General features: G+C 71.0%; 13 protein-coding genes. 4 read left to right on the top strand and 9 right to left on the bottom strand.

Annotated features, from left to right (window positions below; all coding sequences use genetic code 11):
* From malX to IE226_RS28490, 4 genes are all read right to left on the bottom strand, one after another.
* Entirely contained in the window at positions 1 to 1,605 is a 1,605-nt protein-coding gene (malX, locus tag IE226_RS28475; protein ID WP_190084271.1) for a maltose/glucose-specific PTS transporter subunit IIBC, read from the bottom strand.
* A gap of 267 nt (positions 1,606 to 1,872) precedes the next feature.
* Complete coding sequence (locus IE226_RS28480) at positions 1,873 to 3,201, bottom strand: aldehyde dehydrogenase family protein (RefSeq protein ID WP_190084272.1); 1,329 nt, start codon at positions 3,199 to 3,201, stop codon at positions 1,873 to 1,875.
* Positions 3,202 to 3,271: 70 nt separating this feature from the next.
* Positions 3,272 to 3,838 carry a TetR/AcrR family transcriptional regulator gene (locus IE226_RS28485; RefSeq protein WP_190084273.1) on the bottom strand — a complete coding sequence of 189 codons (567 nt, stop codon included), beginning with the start codon at positions 3,836 to 3,838 and terminating at the stop codon, positions 3,272 to 3,274.
* Positions 3,839 to 3,842: 4 nt separating this feature from the next.
* Positions 3,843 to 4,538 (bottom strand): type 1 glutamine amidotransferase domain-containing protein, encoded by a 696-nt coding sequence (locus IE226_RS28490; protein WP_190084274.1) that lies wholly within the window; start codon positions 4,536 to 4,538, stop codon positions 3,843 to 3,845.
* 108 nt (positions 4,539 to 4,646) lie between these two features.
* Between IE226_RS28490 and IE226_RS28495 the strand changes: the two genes are divergently transcribed.
* Complete coding sequence (locus IE226_RS28495) at positions 4,647 to 5,648, top strand: LysR family transcriptional regulator (protein WP_190084275.1); 1,002 nt, start codon at positions 4,647 to 4,649, stop codon at positions 5,646 to 5,648.
* A gap of 13 nt (positions 5,649 to 5,661) precedes the next feature.
* Here IE226_RS28495 and IE226_RS28500 read toward each other — a convergent pair whose 3' ends face one another.
* Positions 5,662 to 6,054 (bottom strand): nuclear transport factor 2 family protein, encoded by a 393-nt coding sequence (locus IE226_RS28500; RefSeq protein ID WP_190084276.1) that lies wholly within the window; start codon positions 6,052 to 6,054, stop codon positions 5,662 to 5,664.
* Between the two features lie 91 nt (positions 6,055 to 6,145).
* On the opposite strand from IE226_RS28500, the gene IE226_RS28505 reads away from it, so the two are divergent.
* Together IE226_RS28505 and IE226_RS28510 are read left to right on the top strand one after the other, a co-directional pair.
* Positions 6,146 to 6,721, top strand: a complete 576-nt coding sequence (locus IE226_RS28505; RefSeq protein WP_190084277.1) for a PadR family transcriptional regulator — start codon at positions 6,146 to 6,148, stop codon at positions 6,719 to 6,721.
* A gap of 10 nt (positions 6,722 to 6,731) precedes the next feature.
* Positions 6,732 to 7,436: an HAD family hydrolase gene (locus IE226_RS28510; protein WP_229871587.1), complete on the top strand. Its 705-nt coding sequence runs from the start codon at positions 6,732 to 6,734 to the stop codon at positions 7,434 to 7,436.
* A 110-nt stretch (positions 7,437 to 7,546) separates the two neighbouring features.
* On the opposite strand, the gene IE226_RS28515 is transcribed toward IE226_RS28510, so the two are convergent.
* On the bottom strand, positions 7,547 to 10,777 hold the full coding sequence (locus tag IE226_RS28515) for a cytochrome P450 (RefSeq protein ID WP_190084278.1): 3,231 nt from the start codon (positions 10,775 to 10,777) through the stop codon (positions 7,547 to 7,549).
* 224 nt (positions 10,778 to 11,001) lie between these two features.
* Between IE226_RS28515 and IE226_RS28520 the strand changes: the two genes are divergently transcribed.
* Positions 11,002 to 11,583 (top strand): PAS domain-containing protein, encoded by a 582-nt coding sequence (locus IE226_RS28520; RefSeq protein ID WP_190084372.1) that lies wholly within the window; start codon positions 11,002 to 11,004, stop codon positions 11,581 to 11,583.
* A 15-nt stretch (positions 11,584 to 11,598) separates the two neighbouring features.
* On the opposite strand, the gene IE226_RS28525 is transcribed toward IE226_RS28520, so the two are convergent.
* The 3 genes from IE226_RS28525 to IE226_RS28535 all read right to left on the bottom strand — a co-directional run bounded on the left by IE226_RS28525 (position 11,599) and on the right by IE226_RS28535 (position 12,828).
* Positions 11,599 to 11,937 (bottom strand): helix-turn-helix domain-containing protein, encoded by a 339-nt coding sequence (locus IE226_RS28525; RefSeq protein WP_190084279.1) that lies wholly within the window; start codon positions 11,935 to 11,937, stop codon positions 11,599 to 11,601.
* 356 nt (positions 11,938 to 12,293) lie between these two features.
* The gene (locus tag IE226_RS28530) at positions 12,294 to 12,602 is read right to left on the bottom strand and encodes an SCO5918 family protein (RefSeq protein ID WP_190084280.1); all 309 of its coding nucleotides are present in this window, start codon (positions 12,600 to 12,602) and stop codon (positions 12,294 to 12,296) included.
* A 46-nt stretch (positions 12,603 to 12,648) separates the two neighbouring features.
* A complete protein-coding gene (locus IE226_RS28535) occupies positions 12,649 to 12,828 on the bottom strand; it encodes a CBS domain-containing protein (RefSeq protein WP_190084281.1) in 180 nt (59 codons plus the stop codon).
* Positions 12,829 to 12,877: the final 49 nt, after the last annotated feature.

Genomic DNA, 12,877 nt, shown 5'->3' on the forward strand with positions numbered 1-12,877 from the left:
TCAGCCCACCTTGACCATCGGCGCGATCGCGTCCTTCACCGACTGCACCTGCGGGCCGATGATCACCTGGACGTTGTGCGCGTCGAGCTTGATCACTCCCACCGCTCCCAGCTTCTTCAGACGCGCCTCGTCCACCTGCTCCGCGTCCGCGACCGTCATGCGCAGCCGGGTGATGCAGTTGTCCAGGCTCTGGATGTTCCCGGCGCCGCCGATCGCGTCCAGGATCGCCACCGCGTCGTACTTCCCCGCGATCAGTTCCCGCGGAGCCGCGTCCGTCGAGTCCGTGGCTGCCTCGTCCTCCGCCGCTTCCTCCTCCGCGGGCTCGTCGCGGCCCGGCGTCTTGAGGTCGAAGCGGACGATGGCCCAGCGGAAGAGGAAGTAGTACGCCGCGAACCACACCGCGGCGATGACCGGGATCAGGTACCACTTCGTGGTCGTGCCCTGCAGGACGCCGAACACGAGCCAGTCGATGACATTGCCGTCGGTGTTGCCGATGAACACGCCCAGTACGGCGGCGGTCAGGAACCCGAGGCCGACGAGGACGGCGTGGATCAGGTACAGCCACGGCGCGATGAACAGGAACAGGAACTCGAGCGGCTCGGTGATGCCGCCGACGACGCACGCGACGACGCCGGAGACCAGGAGCGCCTTGATCTCCGGGCGCATCTTCCTGTTCGCGCAGTGGTACATCGCAAGGGCCGCACCCGGAAGCCCGCCGAGGTAGACCGCCATCTTGCCCTGGGACAGGAAGTGGGTGGCGTTCGTGACCGACTCGCCGGGCGCGCCGGAGCAGTTGAGCTGCGCGTAGAAGAGATTGAGGGCGCCGGAGACCTGGTCACCGCAGACCGCGCCCGAGCCGCCGACATCGGTGAAGCGGAACATGGCGACGAGGATGTGGTGCAGGCCGATCGGCCGCAGCAGCACCTCGCCCATGCCGAAGAAGAACGGGCCGAAGACGCCCGCGTGGCCGATCGCGCGCCCGATGTCGGTGATCCAGCCGTTGAACGTCGGCCACACCAGCGGAATCAGCAGGCCGAGCAGGCTGAGTACGAGCGTCGAGATGATCGGGACGAACCGCAGACCGCCGAAGAAGGCCAGCGCGTCCGGCATCCGCTGCGTACGAAACCGCTGGTGGAGGACGCTGACAACGATGCCAACAGCGACGGCGCCGAGCAGTCCCGTATCGATGGACTGGATGCCGATCACATCGGCGATGCCGTAGTGGGCGATGGCCTTCTCGTCCTCGAGGTCCACGCCCTTGGCGGTGAGGTAGAAGTTCACCGCCAGGTTCATGGCCGCGAAGCCGACGAAACCGGAGAACGCCGCGACGCCCTTGTCCTCGCGGGCCAGGCCCAGCGGGATGGCTATCGCGAACAGCACGGGCAGGAACTTGAAGGCGACGAGGCCGGTGCCGGCCATCCACGTGAAGACGAGGTGGAAGCCCTCGCCCTGGAGGAAGGTCAGATTGTCCGTGACGGCCTCGCTGGAGAGCGAGGAACCGATGCCCAGCATGATGCCGCAGAACGCGAGCAGGGCCACCGGGAGCATGAACGTCTTGCCGAGGCCCTGGAGGAACTCCCAGAGCGCGGACTTGGTCTTCTGCATGTGTGCGGGTCTTTCGGGCCTGAGCGGAGGCGTGCAATGACCGGCCCGTGGATACGGTGTGCGCGCCGCGGGCCAGGACGGCGGCCGGTCACATGCCGGCCGCAGGGATCGCCTGTCGATCAGCGTGGAAAGTCCGTCGATCCACGCCGAAGGTCGATCGATCCGCCCCGACGGATGAGATCACAGCAGCTCGTGGACTGTCCATGGTCGAAAGTCCCGACCCCCCTGGGCGTCCCCCGGCCCGGTGCCGGGCGGCGTCAGGCGGCGTCAGCGGAGCGGCACGTCAAGGCGGGCCTTGCGGTGGCTGAACGTGGCGATGGAGTGCGGCCCGTGGTAGTTGCCGACACCGCTCTCGCCGACGCCGCCGAACGGCAGGTCGGGGACGCGGAGATGAGCCATCGGAAGGCCGAAGCCGAGCCCGCCCGACGAGGTCTCGTCGGCGAGGCGCTGCCGCGTCGTCTCGTTCTCGGTGAATCCGTAGAGGGCGAGCGGCTTGTCGCGGTCGTTGATGAACGCGATCGCCTCGTCGAGCCCGTCGACGTTCACGATCGGCAGTACGGGACCGAAGATCTCCTCCCGCATCACCGGCTCGTCGGGCTTCACGTCGGTGAGCACGGTCGGCGCGATGTAGACGTCGTCGCGGTCGCTCTGCCCGCCGAACGCCGTCGTTCCGGAGTCGAGGAGGGCGGACACCCGGTCGAAGTGCCGCTCATTGACGATCCGCCCGTACGTCTGGGAATTCTTCGGGTCAGCGCCGAACACCCGCTCCACGGCCGTGCGCAGCTCCTCGGCCAGCGCGGCGGCGGTGTCCGGGTCGGTGAGGACGTAGTCGGGGGCGACACACGTCTGTCCCGCGTTGCGGAACTTGGCCTCGGCCAGGCGTGTGGCTACGGCGGCCACGTCCACGTCACGGTCGACGAACGCCGGTGACTTGCCGCCGAGTTCGAGGGTGACCGGGGTGAGGTGCTCGGCGGCGGCACGCATCACGATGCGGCCGACGGTGCCGTTGCCGGTGTAGAAGATGTGGCCGTACCGCTGGGCGAGCAGCGCGGTGGTCTCCGGCACGCCGCCCTCCACGACGGCGACCGCGTCCGTGTCCAGGTACTCGGGGATGAGCCGGGCGATCAACTCCGAGGTGGCCGGGGTGACTTCGCTGGGCTTCAGGACGACGGCGTTGCCCGCGGCGAGCGCGCCCACGAGGGGGACGAGCAGCAGCTGGACGGGGTAGTTCCACGGCGCGATGATCAGGACGGTGCCGAGCGGTTCGTACCGCGTACCGGCGGTCGAGCCCTCGGGCAGCCCCGCGAGCGCCTCGGGCGCGAGCGGCTGGGGGCTCAGCCACTCCTCCAGATGGGCCAGCGTGTGGTCGATCTCCCGTACGGGGAAGTCGACTTCGGCGGTGTACGCCTCGGTGCGCGGCTTGCGCAGATCGGCGTACAGGGCGTCCGCGATGTCCTCGCGGTGCTCCGTGAACAGGGAGCGCAGCTGGGTGAGCTGCTGCCTGCGCCAGGCCAGGGGCTTGGTGCGGCCGGAGGCGAAGGTGGCCCGGAGCCCGGCGACGAGCGCCTCGGGGTCGAGTGCTTCGGGGGCGTTCATGAGGGTTCTCCTCGGGGTCTGTGCGTGTGGGGGGGGTGCGTGTGTGTGGGGCGGGGAGAAGGGAGTGAGGTCAGCCGGCCGGCGTCGTGACCGGTGAGCCGAGGAGTCCGGTCAGGAGCGCGTCCGTGGCGGGGACGAACAGATCGCGCCCGTCGGACACGGACTCCAGGCCCATGACGAGGGCGATGCAGATGTCGGCGGCCTCGCCGGGGTTCGCCGAGGCGGGGGTCCCCGCCTCGGCGAACAGATCGACGAGTATCCGCCGCAGCGAGCCGGTGAAGCCGTGGCAGATGTCGCCGAAGAGGCGGGTCTTCTCGTCGAGGAGCTCGGCGGAGTGCGGCGAGTCCCCGGCCAGGCGCAGGACCAGGTCCAGCTTGGCGTCGAGGACGCCCCGGATGCGCTCGGCGATCGGGGCGTCCTCGGCCGCCGCCTGCCGGGCACGCGCGAGCGCCTCGGCGTGCAGGCGCTCGGCGAGCTTGCGGAACGCGTCGTCCTTGTTGCGTACGTACTGATAGACCGCTGACCGGGACACGCCCATCGTGGAGGCGATGTCGTCCATCGTCGTGCGCCGTACGCCATACCGGGTCAGGGAGTCGTAGGTGGCGTCGAGGACCTCGTCGAGCCGGTCGGTGGCCATGAGGTCAGGCCAGCTTCTTGAGGAGCTCGTCCGCCAGGGGCGCCGCGGACGCCGGGTTCTGACCGGTGATCAGGTTGCGGTCGACGACCACCTTGGGGGCCCAGGCCGGGCCCTCCCGGAAGTCGGCGCCCGCCGCGACGAGCCGGTCCTGGAGCAGCCACTTGGCCTTCTCGGCGAAGCCGGCCTGCGTCTCCTCGGCGTTGGTGAAGCCGGTCAGTTCGTACCCGGCGAACGCGTTGGAGCCGTCCTGGCGGGTGGCCGCGAGCAGCGCGGCCGGGCCGTGGCAGACGACGCCGAGCGGCATGCCGATCTCCAGGGCCGTGGTGAGGAGCCTGCCGGATTCCGCGTTGACGGCGAGGTCCTCCATCGGCCCGTGCCCGCCGGGGTAGAAGACGGCGGCGTAGTCGGCGAGGTCGACCTCTTCCAGCTTGAGCGGTTCGAGGAACTCGCTGCTCTCCGCGAGGCTCGCCGCGACCTTGTCGGCGGCCTCCTGGCCGCCGTTGACCTCCGGCGCGAGGCTGGCCTGGTCGACGGTCGGCACGACGCCGCCCGGTGTCGCGACCACGACCTCGTGTCCGGCGGCCTTGAACGCCTCGTACGGCGCGACGGCCTCCTCGGCCCAGAAGCCGGTCGGGTGCTGGGTGCCGTCGGCCAGCGTCCAGTGGTCGGCGCCGGTCACGACGAACAGAATCTTGGACATGTGTCTCTCCGAGGCTGTGATGTCTGACGTTCTGTGCTCAGAGCGTCAGGTGGTGCTGTCCTCGAAGGTAGGCGGGTGTACCCGATGAAATCCAATAGGCTGACCCATATGGGAGATAGGAATTCCGATGGGTCGACGGGAATAGCGACGGAAGGAGGGGATGCGGCGGGAGCGGCGGGAACCGCTCCGGATGCCGCCGCCGGGGGCCCGCTGGACCTGAACCTGCTGCGTACGTTCCTGGCCGTCCACCGGTCGGGCTCTTTCACCGCCGCGGCCCGTCTCCTCGGCCTTTCGCAGCCCACCGTCACCACGCAGATCCGGGCCCTGGAGCGGCAGGTCGGCAGGGAACTGTTCGAGCGGCTGCCGCGCGGTGCCGCCCCGGTGCCGTTCGCGGACGCCCTCGCGGCGCGTGTCGTCGATCCGCTCGACGCCCTGGCCGCGGTCACCGGACACGGCGGCCCTCTCGACGGCGCCCCCGCGGAACCCGTACATCTCGCGGGCCCGGCGGAGATGCTCTGCCACTGCGCGCTGCCCGCGCTCGCGCCGCTGGTCGAGCAGGGGGTCCGGCTGCGCGTGACGACGGGCCTGACGGACCGGCTCCTGGACGAGCTGCGGGCGGGACGGCACGATCTGGTGATCGCCACGGCCCGCCCCCGCGGGCGCTCCCTGAGTGCCGTGCCTCTCGCGGACGAGGAGTTCGTCCTGGTCGCCGCGCCCACATGGGCCGAGCGCATCGGCGGCGTCGGGCGGATCGCGGCCGACGGCCCCGCCGTGCTGCAGGGCACGCCGCTTGTGACGTACGCCGAGGATCTGCCGATTGCCCGTCGCTACTGGCGGCACGTCTTCGGCAAGCGGCTGACCTGCGAGGCTTCCGTCACGGTCCCGGACCTGCGCGGCGTCCTCTCGGCCGTCGTGGCGGGCGCCGGATTCTCCGTGCTGCCCCGCTATCTCTGCCGTGACGCGCTGGCCGCCGGCGCGCTGGTCCTCCTCCACGACCCGCAGGACGCCCCGATCAACACCGGCTTCCTGGTGCAGCGCCCCGGCTCCGCGGACAACCCGCATGTCGCCCTCGTGCGCGACCACCTCGTCCGGTCGGCCCGCACCTGGTAGCCGGGCGCGCCGGCTACGCGCCCGCCGCGTCCTCGGCGATCCGCTCCCACTGGGCGCCCATGGCCGCGGCCAGTGCCTGTGCGGCCGACAAGGGCCGGACCATCACCATGAACTCGTCGATCAGTCCGTCCTCGTCGACGTGGAGGAAGTCGCAGCCGGTGATCCGCCGGTCGCCGACCCTCGCCTCGAAGACGAGGGCGGAATCGCGTCCTCCGGCGTCGTTGATCTCGCGTACGTACCGGAAGTCCTCGAAGACCCTGGTGACGCCCCGCAGGATCGCGGAGGTCGTCGCCTTGCCCGTATAGGGCCGGAACACGACCGGACTGGTGAAGACGACGTCATCGGCGAGCAGGGCCTCCATCGCCGCGTGGTCGCCGGCCTCGACTGCCTTGCGGAAAGCCTGCATGGGCACACCCCGGTTCTCGTCGATAGTCGATGGTAGTCAATTTGTTGAGTAGGTGCGTTGGAGAGTAATCACATCGGTGTACGGTGTCCAGATGTCTCTCAAGTACGCGGTGCTCGCGGCGCTCCTGGAGGGCGAGTCGTCCGGATACGACCTGGCCAAGATCTTCGACGTGTCAGTGTCGAACTTCTGGTCCGCGACGCCGCAGCAGCTCTACCGCGAGCTGGAGCGCCTTGCGGGGGACGGCCTGATCGACGCGCGTGTGGTGCAGCAGGAACGCAGGCCGAACAAGCGGATGTTCACGCTCACCGAAGCCGGCCTGCGCGATCTGCACGCCTTCGCCGCCGAGCCGCCCCGGCCCATCGCCATCCGGGACGAACTCATGGTCAAGGTGCAGGCCATGGACGGCGCCGACCCCGCCGCCACCCGCGCGCTGATCGAGGAGCGCATGGAGTGGTCGCGCGGCAAACTCGCCCGCTACGAACGGCTGCGCCGCCACCTCCTCGGCGGCCGCGACGAGACGGAGTACCTGCGCGACGCCGAGCGCATCGGCCCCTACCTCACACTGATGGCGGGCCGCTCCCTGGAGGAGTCGAACCTGCGCTGGGGCGAACAGGTCCTCGAGATTCTCGACCGGCGCTTCAACTACGCGGGTACAACCGGTACTTGAGGAGACAGGAGTGGAGAAAGAAGTGGACGAGAAGACGGCACTTGACGCGGTGTCCGAGGCAGCGAAGGCCGGCGTGGAAGCAGCGCCGCCGCGCGCGGTGCTCACCGACTTCGGCGGTGTGCTTACGACCAGTGTGTTCGACTCGTTCCGCTCCTACTCCGCGCGGGTGAGCGAGGATCCGCTGCTGATCGAGCGGCTGTTCCGGGAGGACGCGGAGTCGTCGGCGCTGCTCGTGGAGCACGAGTGCGGGCGGCTCAGCGAGGCCGATTTCGAGCGGGGCATCGCGGCGCGGCTGCGCGAGAAGGGCGTGGAGGTGGAACCCGCGGGGCTCGTCGCCGCGATCGGGGCGGGGATGCGACCGGACGAGAAGATGATCGCGGCGCTCGTCGGACTGCGGGCCAGGGGTGTCCCGGTGGCGATCGTGTCGAACGCCCTGGGCGACGACTGCTACCGGGGATACGACATGGAGGCGCTCGCGGACGTCGTCGTGATCTCCAGCGAGATCGGCTCCCGCAAGCCGGGCCGCCGCATCTACCGGACGGCCTGCGACCGCCTCGGCGTCGAACCGCCCGCCTGCGTCATGATCGACGACCTGGAACACAACCTGAGCGGAGCGGCCCGCCTCGGTATCCGGGGCCTGCACCACGTGGACAGCACCGAAACGGCGCGCGCCCTGGGCGAGTTGTTCGGCGTCGACTCGCTCACGGAGGCCTGAGGTCTGAGGTCTGAGGCCTGAGGTCTCAGGCCCCACGCGCCGGAGCCGGCCGGCGGCCGTCCGCACGCCGGGCCCGGGGGTGCCGGGCCCGGCGTGAGCGATTTGCCTCGCTAGCCTGCCGCGTACACGTCCTCGACGTAACGCCCCTGCGCGGTCAGCTCAGCCAGCCACTGCTCGGAATCCGCCGCCGTGGCTCCCGGCGTGCGCTCCCGGTGCAGTGTGCGCAGGGCGTCGCGCACGCCCGGTGCCATGCGCGAGCCGTCGCCGCACACATACACCCGGGCTCCGGCCGCCAGCAGGCCCCACACCTCGTCGGCCTCCGCCGCGACGCGGTGCTGCACGAAGGCCGCCCCGTCGACGGGGGAAGCGCTGAAAGCAGGGCGCATCGAGACCGCGCCGGCGGCCTCCGCGGCGCGCAACTCCGCCGCGTGCAGGAAGTCGGCGTCCGGAGCGTCGCACCCGAAGTAGCAGACGGCGGGCGCGAGCCGGGCTCCCTCGGCCGTCAGCTTGGCGCGGTCCGCGATCGTGCCGCGGAACGGCGCGAGCCCGGTGCCCGCGGCGATCATGATGACGGGCGTCGGGTCCGCGTGGTCGATGCGGAAGGCATCGCGGCACGGCTGGACCCTCGCCAGGACGGTGTCTCCCGGGCGCACCGCGTTGAGGTGCCCGGAACCCGTGCCGCGGTACAGCGCCCCGCTGCCCGAGCGGGCCGGGGCCTCCAGGAGGGACACCATCAGGTCGGCGTGCCCGGGGCGCACCGCCGGCGAGGAGGACACCGAGTAGTGGCGGGGCCGCAGCGGCGTGAGCACGGCGAGCAGACGCGGCCACTCCAGGGCCCCGCGCAGTGCCGGGCAGTCCTCGACCAGTTCGAGCAGCGTGCGCCCGTCGGCCGCGCGGGCCGCGTCGTCACCGGCCAGGGCGTCCAGGAGGGCACGCTCCGGCGGGCAGGGGTTGGCCGCTGCGAGCACCGCCAGCTGGCCCGCGGTGGGCCGCCCCTGCAACTCCACGTGGTGGGACAGGAGTTGGCGCACCGTCAAGGGGCGGTCCAGGGCGAGCCCGTCCCGGCGGGGGCGGCTCGCGCGGATGTCGAGAACCGCCTCCGGGTCCACGCCGAGCGCCGCGGCGGCCCGGTCGACGAGCGCGGGGTCGTTCACGGGCAGCACGCTGAGATGGTCGCCCGTGCGATAGGTGACGCCGTCGGGCAGAGCGAGCCGTACGAAGCGCTTCCTGCGGGGATGTCCGGGCGCGGTCAGGTCGTAGGCCTCACTGACCGTCATCGGGACGAGCCCGTGCCGCTCGGCGATCGCGTCCAGAGGGCCGCCGGTCAGCTCGCGGACCTCGTACGCGTCGAAGGAGGCAGCGGCGTCCGGGGCGTCCGGCGCGTCGGGGTCGCCGTACCGCTCCAGGAGAGCCGTCCGCAGCCGCGCCGTGAACTCCCGCACGGCGCCGCCGAGATCCCCCGAGGCGTCGGCCGCCGTACGCTCCAGGAGCCGGTCGCCGCCCAGCTCCGCGAGCCGCTCGTCGAAGCGCGTCGGTACGTGCTGGTACGTGGCGGCCCAGTTGCGGTCGCCCACCCCGAGGACCGCGTACGTGACGTTCTCGGCGGTGGCCGCGGGGGCGCCGTCCAGCCAGGCGGCGAACACGGTGGCATCGTCGGTGGGGCGGCCGTTGTACGAGGCGGCGGTGATGACGACCGGACGGTCGGCGGGCAGCCCGCCGGCGTAATCGTCGAGCGGCGCGACCTCGGTCTCGCAGCCCACCGACGCCGCTTCGTCCGCGAGCCGCGCGGCGAAGTCCCGGCAGGTCCCGTAGTTGCTGCCGTGCAGGAAGAGCGCGCGGGTGCCGGGCGCGACACGAGCGGGCAGGGCGGCGGCGTCGGGCACAGCAGCCGCCGCACCGGAGGTGCTGCCCGGCAGTGCGCCGTGTACGCGGTCGGCGGCGGTGCGCGGTGTCAGCGTGAGCGTGAAGCCGTCGGGCTTGAGGGTGAGCGTCTCCTTGACGGTGAGGCGGTAGTCGGCGTGGTCGTGCAGCCGGTAGCGGTGCACCAGCATCCCGAGCAGCATGGTCGCCTCGTGCAGCGCGAACTGCCGCCCGATGCAGGCCCGTTCGCCGGTGCCGAACGGCTTGAACGCGTGCGGGGAGCGCGCGGCCTCCGCCTCGGCGGTGAAGCGCGAGGGGTCGAACAGCTCCGGGTTGTCGCCCCACACCGGCTGCCGGTGCAGCATCGGAGCGAGCACGGTGACGCCCTGCCCGGCCCGCAGCGGGATACGGCCGCCGAGGAGCGTGTCCTCGCGGGCGTGCCGGCCGAACGCGGCGGCCGTCGGCCACAGCCGCAGCGCTTCGTTGAGCACCTGACGCGTGTACGTGAGCCGCCCGACGTCCTCGAAGGTCGGCTCGGGATCAGTGGCGTCGCCCCACAGGGCATCGACCTCGCGCCGCACGAGGTCGAGTACGGCGGGGTGCTTGGCCAGGTAGTACAGGGCGAACGACATCGCGCCGGACGTCGTCTCGTGCCCCGCGATCAGGAAGGTGATCACCTGGTTGCGGATGTTGGCGGTGTCCAGCCTCGAGCCGTCGCCGGGGTGCGCGGCGCTGAGCATGAGGCCGAGCAGATCCTCGGCGGGCCCGGCGCCCGGCGTGCCGTCGGCCCGCGCGGAAATGACGTCGTCGACCACCTGCGCCAGGTAGTCGGCATCGGCCCGGAAGGCCGCGTCGGCCGCGGCGTGGTCACTGCCCGGCGTACGGCTCAGGCGGGTCATGCTCCACTCCAGGCAGCGGACCATGGACTCGATGAAGGGATGCGGCTCGGCCCGCTCGAACGAACCGAAGTCGTAGCCGAACCCGGCAAGACCGATCGTGTCCAGGGTCATCCGCGTCATGTCGCCCGGCACGTCCACGGGACGCCCGTCCCGCGCGCCGCGGTCCCACGCCTCGACGAGCCGCCGTGCGACGCGCAGCATCGTCGGGTGGTACGTACGCATCGAGCCGAGCGCGAAAGCGGGCATCAGGATGTCGTGCGCCCGTGCCCAGTTGGGCTCGTCGTTGTACGCGGTGAACAGTCCGTCGGCGGTGAACTCCCGCACGTTCTCCAGGGCGGGTCCCACATGCTTGGCGAAGCGGGACTCGTCGGCGAGCTCGGTCACGAGATCGAGGTCGCTCACGAACAGCGCGTCGCGGCCGTGCAGCCGCCGTCGCAGCACGGGCCCGTGGCGGCGGATCAGGTCCATGGCCTGCTGCAGCGGGGCGGGCCCCGGCCCGGTGGCGGAGATGTCGATCAGCGGCACACCGTCGAGGCCGGATCCGGCGTCGCGGGGGAGCGGTGCGGTGGTGGTGGGGGGCATGGCGTGACAACTGCCTTTCGCCGTACGGAAGTCACTGCTGCCCTACCTTCGTCGCCGCTCCCCGGCGGATTGCACCGTCCCACTACATGATTGTGTAGTGATGAACAATGCCCTGCTCTTGACTGCTCCTGGCTGGAAGGAGTCGCTCCGTGGACTCCGTGACCTCCGAGGACCACGGGACGCCCGTGCGGTCCGCGGACTCCGTGCTGTGGCGCAACCGCGCCATGCTCCTCTTCAACCGCATCCCGATGCCCGTCGCGGTGTGCGACGCGAACGGCGCGATCATCCTCGCCAACCCGGCGATGACGGCGGAGTGGGGTGAGACCTCCGGGAGCCTGCGGGGCCGCAGCGTGCTGGAACTGTTCCGCCCCGAGGAGAAGACACAGGTCCTGCGGATCGCGGAGGCGGTACGGCTGCGGCGCCGCTCGCGCTATCCCGTCGCCGTGCACTGGCAGGCTCCCGACGGGACGCGGCGGCACGGCGAGCTGACGGCGGAGCCGGTGAGCGACACGGTCGATGAGGTTCCCGGCCTGCTGGTGCTGCTCCGGGTCCTGGGCGAGGACCCCGCCCCCGCCGAGGCGCCTGCCGCAGCGGCCTCCCCGGCCGAGGCCAGGATCCTGGCCCTCCTCGCCGGTGGCGCGAGTACGGCGCAGGCGGCCCGCGAGACAGGCCTCACTCCGGACGGCGTCACCTACCACCTGCGCCGTCTCGCGGAGCGCTGGGGCGCGGCGAACCGGACGGAGCTGGTGGCGCGTGCGTACGTGCTGGGGGTGCTCACTGCCGGGGTGTGGCCGCCGGCTGCCTGAAGCGGGCCCGCCGGGTCAGTTCGGGGTGTCGCTCGACGCGGACGAGGCCTTGCGGTACTCGGCGTTGATGCGCTGCGCCTCTTCGAGCTGATCCTCGAGGATCACGATGCGGCAGGCCGCCTCGACCGGGGTGCCCTGGTCCACCAGTTCGCGGGCGCGCGCGGCGATCCGCAGCTGGTAGCGGGAGTACCGCCGGTGCCCGCCCTCCGAGCGCAGCGGTGTGATCAGTCGTGCTTCACCGATGGCCCGCAGGAAGCCTGGTGTGGTGCCGAGCATCTCGGCGGCCCGCCCCATGGTGTAGGCGGGATAGTCGTCGTCGTCCAGACGACCGGTAAGCGGGGTATCCGCAGTCATGTCACCTCTTTATGCCACGCGTCGAGGGGCCCTGGTGCCGTACGGCACCAGGGCCCCGAAGGAAATTCAACACCATCTGTCGGCCCAGTCGCTGCGCCGACCTACTGTTTCCGCCGTCCGGCCCCAGAACAGAACAGGGGCGGGAAGCGGGGATCGCTGATGCGTGACCGAGGACCACCTTCCAATCCGGGGTCTTGCTGCACCCGGCCGAAACGATCCTGGCCGGGCGATCCTGATGGCGTCTGCTCCTCCGTTTCTCCCGCTTGGTCTATAGCTACGGGAGAAACCCTAATCATGTGATCGCGCAATGTCTACTGTCGCGAGCATAGATTTTGTGTGACGCGTGGAGCGGTGCGCTACCCGCGGACGGGGGTGCCGAGCAGTGTCGACGCGGTCTCGAGCGGGGTGAGGGCGCGCGGTGCGGGGGCCTCGGAAGGTGTACGGCAGGTGAAGCCGAGGAGCGTCATGGCGCGGGTGACTTCCCCGGCGCTGAAGTCACGGCGGTCCTGCCGGGTGATGACCGCGCCCACCTGCTTGATGGGGTAGTGGCGGCGGCCGATGATGACGGAGTCACCCGTGACGGGCTCGGGCTTGACCCCCTTCATCGCGTCGAGCACCCCATGCTTGGTGAGGTCGAACGGGAAACGGGCGATGACGCAGCGCATGATGCCTCACAGATGCGGAGAGGGGCCGGTGACGGGGGAGGGGCGATCAACGCGCGAGGGCGAGAACGTCCCGTAGGCGGACCTGGTCCGTGTAGAGGGGGCTTTCACGGACGGCGATGAGCCGGGCCCTGGTGATCAGGCCCGTACGCTGGTCGTTCTCGTCGCACAGGAACAGATGGCGGGCTCGTGCGCCCGCCATGACCGAAAGGGCGAGCTCGACGGTCATGTCGTCACGGACTCGCGGTCCGCCCGAAGTCTGAACCGGCGTCAAAGGT

It is taken from the genome of Streptomyces longisporoflavus (genome assembly GCF_014649775.1).
Lineage (GTDB): Bacteria > Actinomycetota > Actinomycetes > Streptomycetales > Streptomycetaceae > Streptomyces > Streptomyces longisporoflavus.